The sequence below is a fragment of the Entomomonas moraniae genome (assembly GCF_003991975.1).
Taxonomy (GTDB): Bacteria; Pseudomonadota; Gammaproteobacteria; order Pseudomonadales; family Pseudomonadaceae; genus Entomomonas; species Entomomonas moraniae.
In genome coordinates this window covers 2,829,763-2,845,026 of record NZ_CP029822.1, presented here as the reverse complement: position 1 = coordinate 2,845,026, position 15,264 = coordinate 2,829,763, and the positions used below count along the sequence as shown (strand labels likewise).

At 37.9% G+C, this 15,264-nt stretch carries 16 protein-coding genes and 1 pseudogene; 4 read left to right on the top strand and 13 right to left on the bottom strand.

Annotated elements, in window-relative coordinates:
* A complete protein-coding gene (locus DM558_RS13215) occupies positions 1-498 on the bottom strand; it encodes a hypothetical protein (protein WP_127164418.1) in 498 nt (165 codons plus the stop codon).
* Between the two features lie 107 nt (positions 499-605).
* Between DM558_RS13215 and prfB the strand changes: the two genes are divergently transcribed.
* The 3 genes from prfB (at position 606) to DM558_RS13200 (ending at position 3,687) form a co-directional block, all read left to right on the top strand.
* Positions 606-1,701 (top strand): peptide chain release factor 2 gene (gene prfB / locus DM558_RS13210; protein ID WP_127164417.1). Its coding sequence is split into 2 segments (ribosomal slippage): positions 606-677 and positions 679-1,701, totalling 1,095 coding nucleotides; the frame shifts between segments, so codons are not numbered across the junction.
* 26 nt (positions 1,702-1,727) lie between these two features.
* Positions 1,728-3,224, top strand: a complete 1,497-nt coding sequence (lysS, locus tag DM558_RS13205) for a lysine--tRNA ligase (RefSeq protein ID WP_109704087.1) — start codon at positions 1,728-1,730, stop codon at positions 3,222-3,224.
* A 64-nt stretch (positions 3,225-3,288) separates the two neighbouring features.
* Positions 3,289-3,687, top strand: a complete 399-nt coding sequence (locus tag DM558_RS13200; protein WP_127164416.1) for a DUF2628 domain-containing protein — start codon at positions 3,289-3,291, stop codon at positions 3,685-3,687.
* 8 nt (positions 3,688-3,695) lie between these two features.
* On the opposite strand, the gene DM558_RS13195 is transcribed toward DM558_RS13200, so the two are convergent.
* The 5 genes and pseudogenes from DM558_RS13195 to fur form a co-directional block, all read right to left on the bottom strand.
* Entirely contained in the window at positions 3,696-4,040 is a 345-nt protein-coding gene (locus DM558_RS13195; RefSeq protein ID WP_164731464.1) for a protease inhibitor I42 family protein, read from the bottom strand.
* Between the two features lie 64 nt (positions 4,041-4,104).
* Positions 4,105-5,061 carry a GTPase gene (gene yjiA, locus DM558_RS13190; RefSeq protein ID WP_127164414.1) on the bottom strand — a complete coding sequence of 319 codons (957 nt, stop codon included), beginning with the start codon at positions 5,059-5,061 and terminating at the stop codon, positions 4,105-4,107.
* A gap of 26 nt (positions 5,062-5,087) precedes the next feature.
* Positions 5,088-5,291, bottom strand: a complete 204-nt coding sequence (locus DM558_RS13185; RefSeq protein WP_127164413.1) for a YbdD/YjiX family protein — start codon at positions 5,289-5,291, stop codon at positions 5,088-5,090.
* Positions 5,292-5,963: 672 nt separating this feature from the next.
* Positions 5,964-7,820: pseudogene (locus DM558_RS13180) on the bottom strand (carbon starvation CstA family protein); the annotation flags it as partial.
* A gap of 185 nt (positions 7,821-8,005) precedes the next feature.
* On the bottom strand, positions 8,006-8,413 hold the full coding sequence (gene fur, locus DM558_RS13175) for a ferric iron uptake transcriptional regulator (protein WP_109704092.1): 408 nt from the start codon (positions 8,411-8,413) through the stop codon (positions 8,006-8,008).
* Between the two features lie 92 nt (positions 8,414-8,505).
* On the opposite strand from fur, the gene DM558_RS13170 reads away from it, so the two are divergent.
* Positions 8,506-8,985: an outer membrane protein assembly factor BamE gene (locus DM558_RS13170; RefSeq protein WP_127164412.1), complete on the top strand. Its 480-nt coding sequence runs from the start codon at positions 8,506-8,508 to the stop codon at positions 8,983-8,985.
* A gap of 109 nt (positions 8,986-9,094) precedes the next feature.
* Here the strand turns inward: DM558_RS13170 and citG are convergent, their stop codons facing one another.
* From citG to DM558_RS13135, 7 genes are all read right to left on the bottom strand, one after another.
* Entirely contained in the window at positions 9,095-10,009 is a 915-nt protein-coding gene (citG, locus tag DM558_RS13165; protein ID WP_127164411.1) for a triphosphoribosyl-dephospho-CoA synthase CitG, read from the bottom strand.
* Complete coding sequence (gene citX, locus DM558_RS13160) at positions 9,984-10,532, bottom strand: citrate lyase holo-[acyl-carrier protein] synthase (RefSeq protein ID WP_127164410.1); 549 nt, start codon at positions 10,530-10,532, stop codon at positions 9,984-9,986. The genes citG and citX overlap by 26 nt, the downstream gene beginning before the upstream one ends.
* Before the next feature lie 13 nt (positions 10,533-10,545).
* Positions 10,546-12,066, bottom strand: coding sequence for a citrate lyase subunit alpha (citF, locus tag DM558_RS13155; protein WP_127164409.1), 1,521 nt, complete (start codon positions 12,064-12,066; stop codon positions 10,546-10,548).
* 30 nt (positions 12,067-12,096) lie between these two features.
* Entirely contained in the window at positions 12,097-12,978 is an 882-nt protein-coding gene (locus DM558_RS13150) for an aldolase/citrate lyase family protein (protein ID WP_109704097.1), read from the bottom strand.
* Entirely contained in the window at positions 12,975-13,265 is a 291-nt protein-coding gene (gene citD, locus DM558_RS13145) for a citrate lyase acyl carrier protein (RefSeq protein ID WP_127164408.1), read from the bottom strand. The genes DM558_RS13150 and citD overlap by 4 nt, the downstream gene beginning before the upstream one ends.
* Complete coding sequence (gene citC, locus DM558_RS13140) at positions 13,262-14,299, bottom strand: [citrate (pro-3S)-lyase] ligase (RefSeq protein WP_127164407.1); 1,038 nt, start codon at positions 14,297-14,299, stop codon at positions 13,262-13,264. The genes citD and citC overlap by 4 nt, the downstream gene beginning before the upstream one ends.
* A gap of 93 nt (positions 14,300-14,392) precedes the next feature.
* Positions 14,393-15,244, bottom strand: coding sequence for a fumarylacetoacetate hydrolase family protein (locus DM558_RS13135; RefSeq protein ID WP_127164406.1), 852 nt, complete (start codon positions 15,242-15,244; stop codon positions 14,393-14,395).
* Positions 15,245-15,264: the final 20 nt, after the last annotated feature.

Here is a 15,264-nt window from a genome sequence, read left to right as displayed (position 1 = left end):
TCAATCACCACTCAAATATTCCCATTGCCGTAATTTAAAATCATATCGATTTGCGCCAAAAACCATATTTGGACTGGCATAGATCAGAAAGGGAAACTCTGCATCTTCTTCAAAAATATAACCTGGCCGTTTAATTAATCTTAATTGTTTAGCATTTAATAACTGGTAAAACTTCTCTTTATTGGGGTATTGCCCGTATTTTTGCTGATAATCCTGTAAAACTTCAACCACTTGATTCGCTTCATTTAACCAACTTTTATATAAATAGTACTGACCTGCCATACCAATAACCACTGCAACTATCCAAATACAAAGATTTTTACCGAAAATACGCCACTGTTTATTAAATAATGTTTGAACAAATAGCCCTAAAAAATAAATACCTACGAAAAATAAAATGCACAGTTGTAGTACAAGACCTCCATCCATGAAGCCCAAAAAGCAAAAAATAAAGCCCAAAAATAAACAACCAATTGGCTTTTTTATTAATTCTTTCACCTTACTCATTATTATTTACGTTATCCATTAATACAATAATAGCCATTTTAGCTATAAAACAGTTATAATTAACAGCTTTCACACTGTTATATTAATAGGCTAATCTGATGGAAGTTAATCCTATTGTCAATGCAATAAAAGATCTAACCGAGCGCACCGAAGCTATTCGGGGGTATCTTTGACTACGATCTTAAAAAAGATCGATTAATCGAAGTAACACGTGAACTTGAAGATCCTAATATATGGAATAATCCTGAGCAAGCACAAAGCTTAGGAAAAGAGCGTTCTCAACTCGAACATATCGTGACTACCTTAGATGAAATGTCTAATGGCCTTGCTGACGCCCACGAATTACTAGAAATGGCTGTCGAAGAAAATGACGAGACGGCCGTTGCAGATATTGAAAAAGAAGTAAAACGCCTTACTTCTACAATGGAAGCATTAGAGTTTCGCCGCATGTTCAGCGGAGAAATGGACCCAAACAATGCTTATTTAGATATACAATCTGGATCTGGTGGCACAGAGGCTCAAGACTGGGCTAACATGCTACTGCGCATGTATTTACGCTGGTCTGACAGCCATGGTTTTAAAAGTAAAATTGTTGAGCTCTCAGAAGGTGAGGTTGCAGGAATAAAATCAGCCACCATTCATATTGAAGGAGAATATGTTTTTGGTTGGTTACGGACTGAAATTGGTGTTCATCGTTTAGTGAGAAAAAGCCCTTTCGACTCAGGTAACCGCCGTCATACTTCTTTTGCAGCTGTATTCGTATCACCTGAAATCGATGATAATATCGAAATTGATATTAACCCTGCCGACTTAAGGATCGATACCTACCGTTCATCAGGTGCAGGTGGTCAGCACGTTAATACCACCGACTCTGCCGTACGTATTACACATATCCCTACCAATACGGTGGTCAGCTGTCAAAATGAACGCTCCCAACATGCGAACAAAGACTATGCGATGAAGATGTTACGTGCTAAGTTATATGAATTAGAAATGCAAAAGCGTAATGCTGCTGCCCAAGCATTAGAAGATACAAAATCAGATATTGGCTGGGGTAGCCAAATCCGCTCTTATGTATTGGATCAATCGCGTATTAAAGACCTAAGAACAGGTGTTGAAAATACTAACTGTGATGCCGTATTAGACGGTGATTTAGATAAATTTATTGAAGCAAGTTTAAAACAAGGCCTCTAACTTTAAGCATATCAACGAGAAAGAAGATGACTGAACAAAACACACAACAGCTAGATGAAAACAAACTCATTGCTCAACGTAAAGAAAAGCTAGCGGCCATCCGTGAAAAGCAACCCGTTGCATTTCCTAATGACTTTCGCCGTAATAGTTATATTGCAGACTTACTAGCCTTTGGTGAAGGAAAAGATAAAGAAGCGCTAGAAGCTGATAAAAAAACAATTAAAATTGCGGGCCGTTTAATGCTAAACCGCGGGGCTTTCATGGTTATTCAAGACATGACAAGCCGTATTCAACTTTATGTAGACCGCAAAAATTTACCTGAAGAAACCCTAACTGACATTAAGACATGGGACTTAGGCGATATCATAGCAGCAGAAGGTTATCTTTCACGCTCTAACAAAGGTGATTTATTTATCCATTTACAAAATGTGCGCTTACTTACTAAATCACTACGCCCATTACCTGATAAGCATCATGGTTTAACCGATACAGAAATGCGTTACCGCCAACGCTATGTTGACTTAATCGTTAATGAAGAAGTTCGCCATGTATTCAAAACACGCTCACAAGTTATTAATCATATTCGCAAGTTTCTAACTGAACGCGACTTTATGGAAGTAGAAACCCCAATGCTACATAGCATTCCTGGTGGAGCATCTGCTAAGCCTTTCCAAACCCATCATAATGCATTAGATATGGATATGTTCTTGCGTATAGCACCTGAGCTTTATTTAAAACGTTTAGTTGTGGGTGGTTTTGAAAAAGTCTTCGAAGTGAATCGTAACTTCCGAAATGAAGGCGTTTCTACTCGCCATAATCCTGAGTTCACAATGATTGAATGGTATCAGGCTTATGCTGATTACGAAGACAACATGGATTTAACAGAAGAGTTATTCCGTGAGCTTGCTTTAGCTGTATTAGGCACAACCGATGTACCTTATCAAGGTAAAGTTTTCCATTTTGGTGAACCTTTTGCACGTCTCTCTGTTGTTGACTCAATTTTAAAATATAACCCTGAAATTACTGCTGACGATTTACGCTCTGTTGAAAAAGCCCGCGCTATTGCTAAAAAGGCAGGGGCTGATGTGAAAGGTTATGAAGGCTTAGGCAAACTACAAACCATGATTTTTGAAGAGCTAGTTGAACATAAACTAGAACAACCAACATTTATCACACGCTACCCATTTGAAGTATCACCATTAGCACGTCGTAATGATGAAGATCCTACCGTTACTGATCGTTTCGAGTTATTTATTGGCGGACGTGAAATTGCTAATGCTTACTCAGAACTTAACGATGCAGAAGACCAAGCAGAACGCTTCATGCAACAAGTGAAAGAAAAAGATGCCGGTGATGATGAGGCCATGCATTATGATGCTGATTTCATCAATGCACTAGAATATGGGATGCCTCCAACAACGGGAGAAGGTATTGGGATTGATAGATTGGTAATGTTACTGACCGATTCGCCATCTATTAGAGATGTAATTTTATTCCCTCACATGCGCTCACTGGACAAGTAACAACTAATAGCAATGGATTAACTTTTATTAATCCATTGCTAGAAAGCTGCTTAGATAAAACGATATGAATGACTATAAAATTTTTAAAAGTTCTTCAGATAGCTATGAAGCAGTCAAACAAGGCTGGTCTTGGCCTGCGTTCTTCTTTGATATTTTATGGGCACTTATAAAACAGTTATGGGGCGTAGCGGCTATTATTTTTGTCGTAACGCTTCTTATCGTTATTTTCTTAACACCTAGTTTACAAGGTTTGCCTGATGATCAAGTTATTAATACCATGAATAATATTAGCTTTATCATTGGAACCCCCCTACGAATAATATTAGGTGTATTCGGTAATAAATTAAGAGAACAAAATCTTATTAAAAAAAACTATGTGCTGGTAGGTAATATTGCATCTACGTCACCAGCCAAAGCCATTGAGCAATATCTCAACGGTAACAACAGCTTTTTAGAAATGTAACTAAGACCCTAGTTAACGTTTATAACGCATTCAAAGGTTTCAGCAACCTGCTCTTTCTCCCAAGGCCGCTGATAAATCAATATTAACGCATCACTTCCCTTTGCTTGAGCTTGAAACGACCATGTTGTTTGCCCACCAACTCCTACCATTCCTTCTGGATGACTATCTTGTTGATAAACATCAGCATTAATGATTTTCAAAAAACTTGGTTGCTGCTTTAATACCCATTGATAACCCGTTGTAGGATTAGCTTTAAGGCGAACTGTTAACTGCTGATTAAGCCTAAGGTTAATCGACTGGCATGCTGTTTCACCATTAATAACGAAAGGCTCCTGCACTGTTTGCTTATTCATACAACCTACAAAAAAAACAGTGAGCAATGTAATTACAATAGCTCGAATATGCATACTAATCCTTTTATAAATTATCAAACCCTTGTCTAATCTCTTGCTCAGGCAAATTTAGCCCAATAAAAACAAGTATACTCTCTCTCTTTTCGTCTGCTTGCCATTCTTTATCCCAATCTGCACTGTATAACCTTTGTACACCTTGGAATAAAAGTCGACGATCATCATCTTGAATCGCTAAAAGCCCTTTATAACGTAAAATTTGATCACCATACGTTACTAAAAGCTCATCCATAAACTCAGATATTTTAGATAACTCCAATGGTTTTGTTAACCTAATGACAAATGATTGAATAGCCATTGCTTGCTGAACAGGCGTTACTGGATTAAAGATCAAGGTGTTGCTTGACAATTGATCATTTAAAATAAAGCCTTCAATATTAAACAATAAGCTTAAATCGATTTGCCCTTGAATAACTTTATACTGGGGTGCTCTGATATTAATTTGCTTAAGTCGTTGTTCTAACGCTTTGGTGTCTGGATTAACATCAGTTTTTGTAATCAAAATACGATCGGCATACCCAACTTGGGCTTGTGCAATTGAAAACTGATCAAGCTGCTGCATTGCATGTACAGCATCGACCAAAGTAATCACACCATCAAGCAAATAACGCTCAGATAGTACTTCTGATGAAAAGAATGTTTGAAGAATTGGCCCAGGATCAGCCATTCCAGTACATTCTATAATTAAATAATCAAAAGAAAGGCTACCATCATCTATTGAGTCTAGCAAATCATATAGTGCATCAGACAACTCATTCTGACTACTGCAACAAATACAGCCATTGCTTAACGTTGTAATATTAGTGGCTCTATCACCTAACAAAGAGGTATCAACAGCGACCTCTCCAAACTCATTCTCAATAACTGCGATTTTATAACCGTGTTGTTCTTTAAGGATATGTTGTAAAAGTGTCGTTTTTCCAGAGCCTAAAAAGCCTGTTAATATTGTCGCAGGAATAGCCATAAATGCCCTTACATTATATTATTTCATTAACAACATCGAAAACCACCTTTGCCTTTACCGCCATAACGTGCCTCTTGGCGCTCTTTAAAAAATTCCTCATAAGTCATGACAGGTTTGTCTGGATGATTTTTTTTCATATGAGCTACATAGTTATCATAATCAGGGATACCAATCATCATACGTGCAGCTTGGCCGAGGTATTTACTGGCCTTACCTAAATTTCCAAACATCTTATTTCTCCATAAGCACCCCATAACAATGAGGTGCTTAGAATATCTCAACTAGTGTGATGTCGAGATTTTCACACCACCTTCAGGAACAGGTACATAAGGCGTTTCCTGATCAGAACGATTAGGGTTCATAAAACCTTTAATACCTGTAACGATACCGTAGAATAATAAACTATAAACCACTAGTAAGAATAAAATAGTTAATACAAGATTTGTATAATTGTTACGTACAATATGTCCTGCATCTTGTATTTTATTTTCTAGCGATTTAATCACTAAATCACCATCAGCAACTGGTACAGTTATTTGTGGATCATTAATTAATGGAACAAAGCGTTTATCAATATTAACAACAGGCTTATTAGAAGCTTCTGCATTAGCAACTAAAGTGGCTAAACTTTGAACATCTTCTTTATGTGCTACCATGTTATTGATAACGGCATAGTCTTTATCGGCTAGCTTATTTTTTAATACCGTAATCACTTGCTCAGCCTCAGATAGAGAAACACTTAAGGTTTTTGCACTAGTATAAGGAGCCAATGTGGTACTAATAGAAATGGTTTCGCCACCATTACTTTGAGCCGATTGAAGCGCTGTTCTAATATCACCAATATTTTGCTCAAATCTTACAGCATCTTTTTGTTGACTCTTCGCTGTATTAATAAAGCCTGGGATATTAATAAAGTTTGCCCACGTGGTAATAATTAATAACCAAACTGCAGGTATAATCGTTACCCATGTGTATTTAGCACGTTTCATTTTAATCAGAACAACAGTACCTAACACAAGTGCAACAGCTGCTAACATTTGATTAGAGATACCAAATAGAGGCCATAGACTCTTCACACCACCTAATGGATCGACAACACCTTGGTAAAGCAAGTATCCCCATAAACCGACACAACCCGCAGTACCAATTAGACTAGCCCAAATGGAATCTGTCTTTTTCAATACAGGAACAAAGTTACCTAACAAATCTTGTAACATGAAACGCCCAGAACGGGTTCCTGCATCTAATGCGGTTAAAATAAATAATGCCTCAAACAAGATAGCAAAGTGATACCAGAAGCCCATATCCGTAAATGGAATAATCTTATGGAATACATGAGCAATACCAACAGCTAACGTTGGCGCACCACCTGCACGATTAAGAACAGAAGGTTCACCAATATCTTTTGCTGTTTGCAATATTTCATTGGGTGTAATCACAAAGCCCCATGAACTGACTTTTTCTGCTGCTTGAATGGTTACATCATGTAGAGAAGCAAGAATCATTTGCCCATCAGCAGAGCCTAAATTATGAAGATCCGGCATTGAAAAGCCAAGTGTTGCTGGTGGAGTATTCATTACGAAATACAAACCAGGGTCAATAATACACGCTGCGATAAGCGCCATAATCGCAACAAAAGACTCCATCAACATAGCACCATAACCAATAAAACGAGCATCTGTTTCGTTCGCTAATAGTTTAGGTGTTGTACCTGAAGAAATTAAAGCGTGGAACCCTGAAACGGCACCACATGCAATAGTAATAAATAAGAATGGGAATACTGCGCCCCCCCATACAGGGCCTCCGCCACTAATATAGTCGGTCAATGCAGGCATTTTTAAATCAGGTCTTAAAATAACAATACCAATTGCTAACCCTACAATTACACCAATCTTTAAGAAAGTTGCTAAATAATCACGTGGAGCCAAGATAACCCAAACAGGCAACATAGCTGAAACAAACGCATAACCAATCAAAATAAAAGTAAGCGTTGTATCTTTGAAAGTTAGATAATGTGCTAATTCAGGATCATGAGCAATAACGCCACCAAACCAAATAGCCAACACCAACAAAATTATCCCAATAACAGCGACTTCTCCCACTCTACCAGGGCGAAGAAAACGCATATAAACACCCATAAAAAGGGCTATCGGTACAGTTGAGAAAACTGTAAATACGCCCCAAGGGCTATCTGCTAATGCTTTAACTACAATGAGTGATAAAACACCCAAAATAATAATCATTATAAGGAAACAACCAAACAATCCAATGGTTCCTGCTACTGGCCCCATTTCCTCTTTAATCATTTCACCTAACGAGCTACCATTACGTCTTGCTGATAAAAATAGAACTATAAAGTCCTGTACAGCACCAGCTAAAACAACTCCCGCCAAAATCCATAATACACCGGGAAGATAACCCATTTGAGCGGCTAAAACTGGCCCAACTAATGGCCCTGCACCAGCAATAGCAGCAAAGTGGTGACCAAACAAAACATAACGATTTGTTGGTACATAATTTAAACCATCATTATTAACAACCGCGGGGGTGGCCCTTGAAGGATCTAACTGCATAACATACTTTGCAATATAAAGGCTATAATAACGATAGGCTATTAAATAAACTGAAATAGCTGCGACTATAATCCATAGCGCACTAATTGCTTCCCCTCTTCTTAATGCCACAACACCAAGACAACATGCCCCCACAATGGCAAGAATTAGCCACGGAATTTGACAAAGTACCTTATTACTCTTCATATAAGCCCCTTATTGCGTTTGTAATTACACTAATATATATGGTTACAAAGTAAAAAGCATTTTTTTTCTTAGAGTCATTAGTATAAATCAAAATTATACTAAATATTCTCTGGCATATTGATCTCAGCGCTTTAAAGGAGACTGATTTCACACCCTTTATTAGCTATCAGACAAACAACTACTTTTTATTTTTCTTTCTTTTTAACGTAAAGTACAAGATTATGATCTACAAGGTCAAAGCCATGCCGCTTTGCAATGGTGTGTTGTAACTCCTCAATTTCTTTATCAACAAACTCAATGACCTCTCCCGTATCAACACAAACCATATGATCGTGGTGATCGCCATCGCCCAATTCAAAAACAGCATGCCCACCATCAAAATTATGGCGAACGACTAAACCTGCAGATTCAAATTGAGTTAGAACACGATACACTGTCGCTAATCCAACGTCTTCACCTGACTCCATCAGTGATTTGTAAACATCTTCTGCACTCATATGACGGCTTTCAGCAGCATCCAAAAGTTGAAGAATTTTGACTCTCGGCAATGTAACTTTCAAGCCTGCTTTTCTTAATTCACTATTTTCTACCATATGTTTCTCACTTTACTCTTCGCAATAGACTATAATAAAGGTATCATACTATTTTTTATTAGATACTATAATATAGTGGAAGTCCATTGCTAATGCAAAAATCAAAATTTATCCTGATAGGTAGTCTACTGATAAGCCTATTAACACTGTCAGGCTGTTTCCCGAGTGTTTATAAAATTGATATTCAACAAGGTAATATTATTACCCAAGACATGGTCAACCAATTACGGCCTGGCATGAATCGTGCTCAAGTGAATTACTTAATGGGAACACCGCTGATTCTAGATCCATTTCATGCAAATCGCTGGGACTATATTTATAGTATTCAACCCGGCGGTGGAACCATGCACCAAGAAAACATTACCTTATTCTTCAATGAAAACAATCAGCTAGTTAGCCTTTCTGGAGACTTCCAGCCAGGAAAAACGCGTGAGGAAGAAATTCAAGGTGGTGCAGAGCAAACCCATAGAGACAATACAACTGAAAGCACTGATGACTCTTTAGAAGGTCAGATCAGAGATGAAGTAGACAATGTTAAAAGTGTTGATGTACCCCAAATTAACACTCATTAACAAAATAACTTTGGCAAAGAATACTAAGCCCATTGCTGATGACAGCAAGGGCTAATGGTAATATGTTATCTTTATGGATAAACCACCTTTACAGCATTCTCTAACATAACTATAAATTATTAGCCTCATATTGAGCCAAAAACCAAGTAATCGATAATAAGTCAGCACTACCACCTGGGCTCAGGTTTTTATCTATCAGCTGTTGATCAAATGTGAAGAGAGGCGTTAAGTCTTCTGGCAAAAATAATCCATATTGATCTAGTAGCTTTTGTGCTGTTTCTTGTACAAATATTAAGCCCTCAAGCCCACCTCTCGCCACAACATTTGTATCATTATTATGTGCCATTAACACCATCAACGCTTGTAATAATGCTGTTTGCTCTGAATGACCTTGCCTTAATAATGCAATATATATAGGAAGACTATATTGTATAACTGTTGTAAAACCAGCGGCGGCTTCACCTCTTGCCCCAGTAAAACCATACAACTTATACAACCGTTCCCCTGCAGTTTTTTGTCTATTGCTTGTAACTAACTCATTAAGAATATTTTGACAAATAGACGCTACTCTGTTGCAAATGGTGACATGGTTAACCTGCTCTCGTCTTGCCTCTAAATGGCCAAGTGCAACACAAATCAACCCTAATGAGAAAATAGCTCCTTTATGTGTATTTATCCCTTGCGTTGCCTCAAACATAGCCTTTTCACAAGCAATACCCAAAGGACGAATAACATTAAGTAATGATGACCCCTCGAGTTCTTTATGGAGATAACCACAATAATAAAAATTATCAAACCACTTGCTAATTGCTTGAATGCTTACAATAAATGTTTGAAAATCCATATCATTATGTGCACCTGAATTATGACGATCGACCAGTCCTGGTTTAGGCGTTAGATAGATTTCTTTTAATAAAGCCGTCGTTGCAAGTGTAGCCACTCGAGTAGCGGGTAATTGATTAATAAAAGGTAAGCGCTGCTGTACTACAGAAGATGTATCACTTTGGGCAACACTGAAAAGCATTAATCTTTTCCTCTATGACTTTGATAAGCTCTAGCAAACTATGCTTTCTAGACCTCGCACAGGCATGCGCATCTTCCTCACAAACCAAACAAGGACGAGCATTAAACTCTGTTGTTTGTCTAGAAATAATTCCCTTGTGGGGACAGATAATATCAATATCCCAAAGCCTACCCAGAGGATGTTTTTCCTCAAGCTCTATACAGATTGCTTTTAACTGTGCAGCATCGGCCTGAACACTTAATAATGCCTCATAGCCACAAACAGTACTAAAGTTCTGCTTGGCTGCAATAAGAAAGTTATGTGTATGACAAGTATTTTCAATATTATGCAGTGCTGTATTAAATAAATATTGCGCACCACTGCTATACTTAATAGAACCAGGAACAACTAACGTCAGCGAAATTAACGGCATATTGTGCTTTACAAGCCACTGCCGTTGATTTCTAGCACGCAAATCCCTTGTTTGTAACATTTGATCGAGTGTAACCTCTGGACCATCTGTCAAACTAAGGATCTGCTGCATTATTTACTCCTAATTAATCTTTTACTTGCTTAACAATATCAATAACAGAACCATCACGATAACGAACAACACCCACCACACGGTCAGTGAATTCAATAGGTTTTGGTTCTCCTGTCAAGGATATTGCACGATCATAAAGTTTTTCAATTGTTGTAATTGGTAAATTAGCTGCTTTTAAGCGTTCAATTAGCTCTGGTCGTTTCGGATTGACTGCAATACCGTGATCCGTAACCAAAACGTCAATATTATCACCAGGTGTTACTTTTGTCGTAACATTACGTACAACAGTTGGGATTCTACTACGAATCAGTGGTGCAACAATAATTCGCAAATTAGCACCCGCTGCTGAGTCACAATGTCCACCTGATGCACCACGCATAACCCCATCAGATCCAGTCAGTACGTTGACATTAAAACCTAAATCTATTTCTAAGGCACTTAAAATAGTTACATCTAACTGATCAACACACGCTGCTTTTGAAGCAGGGTTTGCATAAATATTCGTTGAGATTTCAAAATGATTTGGATTCTTGGCAAGCGACATACCCGCCGCAGTATCAAAACTTTGTGTATCAATAAGTTTTTCAATGAGTCCTTTTTCATGTAACTCAACAATACCAGCAGTAATTCCGCCTAGTGCAAAGCTAGCTGAAATTCCTTTTTTGACCATTTTCTCGCCAAGGAAACGTGTACATGCTGTTGCAGAAGCACCTGAACCCGTCTGCATAGAAAAGCCTTGTTCAAAATAACCTGAGTGCTCAATGATGTCTGCAGCATAACGAGCAATCATAAGCTCACGGGGGTTAGAGGTAAGTCTTACTGCACCAACAGCGATTTGTGTAGGATCACCTACTTGGTCTACTTTAACAATATAATCAACCTGATCTTGTCGGATACTAGGTGGTGTATTAAAGAAAGGTACAATAGCTTCAGTCAGTAAAACAACATTTTTAGCATATTGCGCATCAACCATTGCATAGCCTAATGCCCCACAACGAGATTTTCCCGTTATACCATTAGCATTACCAAACTCATCGGAAGTTGATACCCCAAGAAATGCAACATCAATCTTTATTTCACCTTGTTGAATAAGATTGACACGGCCACCATGAGAATGAATTTGAATAGGCTTTTTCATTAAACCATGAGAAATTGCATTAGCAAGTTCACCACGCATTCCCGAAGTATAAATTTGAGTAATAACACCTGCTTCGATATGCTTGATTAACGGCTCATTACAGCTTAATAATGAACTTGAAGCTAAAGTAAGGTCTTTGATTCCCATACTGGCGATGATATCCATCACACTATTAATCGTCTTATCACCTTCACGAAAAGCATGGTGAAAAGAAATGGTCATGCCATCTTTTAACCCTGTAGCTTTAATAGCATCTTCTACTGAGTTAAGTATTTTTCTTGTATGCTTTTGAGTAGCGTCGGCTAAATAAGGTGTTGTCGCATAAGGGGTAGAGAATGGTTTTAAACCTTCTAACTCTGGATGTTGTTTCACAAGTGTATCTAATGTAGTTTTCATAATGGAGCTCCTTAAATCATATAGTCTTATTTATTGACGAACGCCAGAAGCTTCATAACGAGAAATAATTCTGCGAGCGTTATTAATGATAGGATTATCAATCATTTTACCGTTTAAAGAGATAACACCTAGCCCTTTTTTCTCTCCATCTTCCGCAGCAGCAACCACTTGTTTAGAATAATCTACTTCACTTTGAGTAGGAGCATAAGCATTGTGTAAAGGTAAAATTTGGCGAGGATTAATAAGAGATTTACCGTTGTAACCTAACCCCTTAATAAACTCAACCTCTTTTAAAAAGCCAGCCTCATCGTTAACATCTGAGTAAACTGCATCAAACGCATCGATACCTGCAACACGTGCTGCATGCAATACAGCGCAACGAGCATAAAAAAGCTCTGAACCATCGCCACGCTGTGTTTGCATATCCACAAGATAATCAAACGCCGCAATAGCAATAGCAATCATTCGAGGCGATGACTGTGCAATAGATACAGCATTAATAACACCAACAGCAGATTCGATCGCTGCAACAATTTTTGTTGAGCCTACAGGACGCCCCGCCTCTTTCTCTATACGCTCCATGTGTTTTTCTAACTCATAGATTTCATCGGGTGTATCTGTTTTAGGCAAACGAACGGCATCAACGCCACCCCAAATAGCTGCTTCAAGGTCTTTTAGGCCAAACTCAGTTTTTAATGAGTTAATTCGAACAATGACCTCAATGCCAAACTCTCTGTATATGGGCAATTGTAATGTTTGATACACTAATAAGCGTGCACTGTCTTTTTCACGTATAGAAACAGCATCCTCTAAATCAAACATAACCGAGTCGGGTCTATAAACAAATGCGGTAGATAACATAGCGGCATTTGCACCTGGTAAAAATAACATGCTACGGCGTAATTTTTTCATTTTAATAGACTCCAGTTTAGCTCAGTCACTTCGGCTCCACGTAAAACAGCAGTTTCTACACGTGCTCGAATAGCACAATCTAGAGCACCTTTATCTTCAATAATAATCAAACCTTCAGCGACTTGTAGTTTATTGAGTGTTTCTTTAACAACGTCTGCAATTTTCTCTCCAAATTGATGCATGACATTACTATGAATAACGATCTCAAGATTGTCTTGGGGAGAAACCTTAACCTGTAGGTCACTGGACTCCAGTGTCCCTGCAATTGCGTCTTTGATGATTTTCATAATACCTCTCTTGAATTTGTTGCAAAGTTTTCTTTTAGAAAAGCCCATGTTGTTTCAGGTACTAATTTTTTTACTTCCTCAAGGTTATTTTCCTTAAGAAAATAGCGAACGGCCGTTGCCGAAATAGGCGTTCCATTAATCTTCTTGCGCTCGATCTCAATAACATTAATGGTTGGGGAACTTGTCTGGTACTCGCTTAGCCAATATTTCATGCCATGATTATATTTATCTGTTATTGGCGAAAATGGCTCTGTTCCAACAAAACGGCTCATGATATTCAGCGATGGTGCTATATAATTTCTGAATACGAGTAAATCTATACCTGTAATGGCATGATCTACATCAGCTTTCTCTTTTAGAAAATAACTGGGGAATGTTGCTTTTGATACAATATACTCAGAACTAGAAAGCACCGTAACATTTGCAATACTTGATGTACCTTCTTGCACTAGACGGAAACGGTCTTTAAAAGAAAACATTGAGCTATCTTCACTCACAACAAAAACATAGAGCCAGTCACATTGTTTTGCGGCAAACTCAACGAGATATTGGTGACCTAATGTGAAAGGGTTAGCATTCATAACAATACTACCGATTCTTTTTCCCACATGCTGTTTCTGAGAAAGTTTCTCACAGTAACCTTTTATCCCAACCGGAGTATTTTCCATAAACGTTGCCAGTTCTGGAATAACAACTAAAGGATAAAAACCACACTTTTCAAATACCCGAATATTTTCTGGTTTTGTATAAAGGAATAAGTGAAATACCCCTCGATCGGCCGCATAAAGTATAATTTCATTAATAAGTCGGCTTGTTAAGTTCTCACCTCGATACTCAGGGCTAATCGCAACACACTTGATGATATTATGAAAAAGCCCCGCACAAGCGATAATGTCATTATTATCAGTATACGCGACAGCGAACAAATCCACTTGTCGGTCTACTTTCAAATGACAACTCTCTAACAAGCCCTTCACGTCATTTAAAGATTTTTCACTATTATTTAATAGTGCAAATTTTATTTCACTAGTCATTATTCCGCCTTCTTTACCCTACCTTACTTTACTCTATTTACTCTATAGAATTAATGATCTAGGCTATCTTTTTCTATGAAAGTTTCTATCCTACTAAATAGTAGGAGTGACTTCATCGGTAATAAAGTTAGTTAAACGACCTATTTTTTCAATTTCAACTTCAATACAATCGCCTGCTTTCATGAATAGTGGAGGCACACGTTTCTTACCCACACCACCAGGAGAACCTGTAATAATAACATCTCCAGCAGACAACTCAGTAAATAAACTAATATATGCGATTAACTCAGGTATCTTGTGAATAAGATTGCTCGTATTATCATGTTGTACCCTATTGTTATTTAAATAGGTAGAGATTGTTAAATTGGTAGGGTCAGGTATTTCATCCGAAGTTGTTAAGCATGGACCAAAGCCACCTGTTTTTGGCCAGTTTTTCCCCGCAGTAAACCAACTATGCTGCCAGTCACGGACTGAACCATCCATATAGCAGCTATAACCTGCCACATGAGACAGTGCATCTTCTGCTTTAATATGAAAACCATCTTTCCCTATAATAACGGCAAGCTCTCCTTCATAGTCAAACTCATTAGTAATACTTGGCTTTATAATGGGACATTTATGGCCTGCTTGCGAATCAGGAAATCGGACAAAAAGCGTGGGGGCAGGGTCTGTCTGATTAAACTCTACACGCTTATCAGCGTAGTTCATCCCAACGCACAAAATTTTATTAGGCCTTGTTATAACAGGTAAATACTTTACTTCTTGTTCTGTAAAGTCTGGGCTCTCATTTAAATAGCATTGAATTCGCTTTAAAGCACCGCCCGCAATCAAAGATTTTAAATCACAAAATTGCTGACCTAATCTGGTTGATAAATCAATAATGCCTTCCGGCGTTAAAATGCCATAATGTTCTTGCTCATTATAATTATAGCTGATCAGTTTCATGATATACCCTTCTTAATTAA

Excerpts from the sequence above, each read along its gene's own strand:
- DM558_RS13170 (WP_127164412.1), top strand. The coding sequence starts at position 8,506 with ATGCAAAAATCAAAATTTATCCTGATAGGTAGTCTACTGATAAGCCTA.
- DM558_RS13135 (WP_127164406.1), bottom strand. The coding sequence starts at position 15,244 with ATGAAACTGATCAGCTATAATTATAATGAGCAAGAACATTATGGCATT.
- citF (WP_127164409.1), bottom strand. The coding sequence starts at position 12,066 with ATGAAAACTACATTAGATACACTTGTGAAACAACATCCAGAGTTAGAA.
- DM558_RS13195 (WP_164731464.1), bottom strand. The coding sequence starts at position 4,040 with ATGAATAAGCAAACAGTGCAGGAGCCTTTCGTTATTAATGGTGAAACA.
- DM558_RS13150 (WP_109704097.1), bottom strand. The coding sequence starts at position 12,978 with ATGAAAAAATTACGCCGTAGCATGTTATTTTTACCAGGTGCAAATGCC.
- lysS (WP_109704087.1), top strand. The coding sequence starts at position 1,728 with ATGACTGAACAAAACACACAACAGCTAGATGAAAACAAACTCATTGCT.
- citG (WP_127164411.1), bottom strand. The coding sequence starts at position 10,009 with ATGCTTTTCAGTGTTGCCCAAAGTGATACATCTTCTGTAGTACAGCAG.
- citD (WP_127164408.1), bottom strand. The coding sequence starts at position 13,265 with ATGAAAATCATCAAAGACGCAATTGCAGGGACACTGGAGTCCAGTGAC.
- DM558_RS13185 (WP_127164413.1), bottom strand. The coding sequence starts at position 5,291 with ATGTTTGGAAATTTAGGTAAGGCCAGTAAATACCTCGGCCAAGCTGCA.
- citC (WP_127164407.1), bottom strand. The coding sequence starts at position 14,299 with ATGACTAGTGAAATAAAATTTGCACTATTAAATAATAGTGAAAAATCT.
- yjiA (WP_127164414.1), bottom strand. The coding sequence starts at position 5,061 with ATGGCTATTCCTGCGACAATATTAACAGGCTTTTTAGGCTCTGGAAAA.
- citX (WP_127164410.1), bottom strand. The coding sequence starts at position 10,532 with ATGCAGCAGATCCTTAGTTTGACAGATGGTCCAGAGGTTACACTCGAT.
- DM558_RS13200 (WP_127164416.1), top strand. The coding sequence starts at position 3,289 with ATGAATGACTATAAAATTTTTAAAAGTTCTTCAGATAGCTATGAAGCA.
- fur (WP_109704092.1), bottom strand. The coding sequence starts at position 8,413 with ATGGTAGAAAATAGTGAATTAAGAAAAGCAGGCTTGAAAGTTACATTG.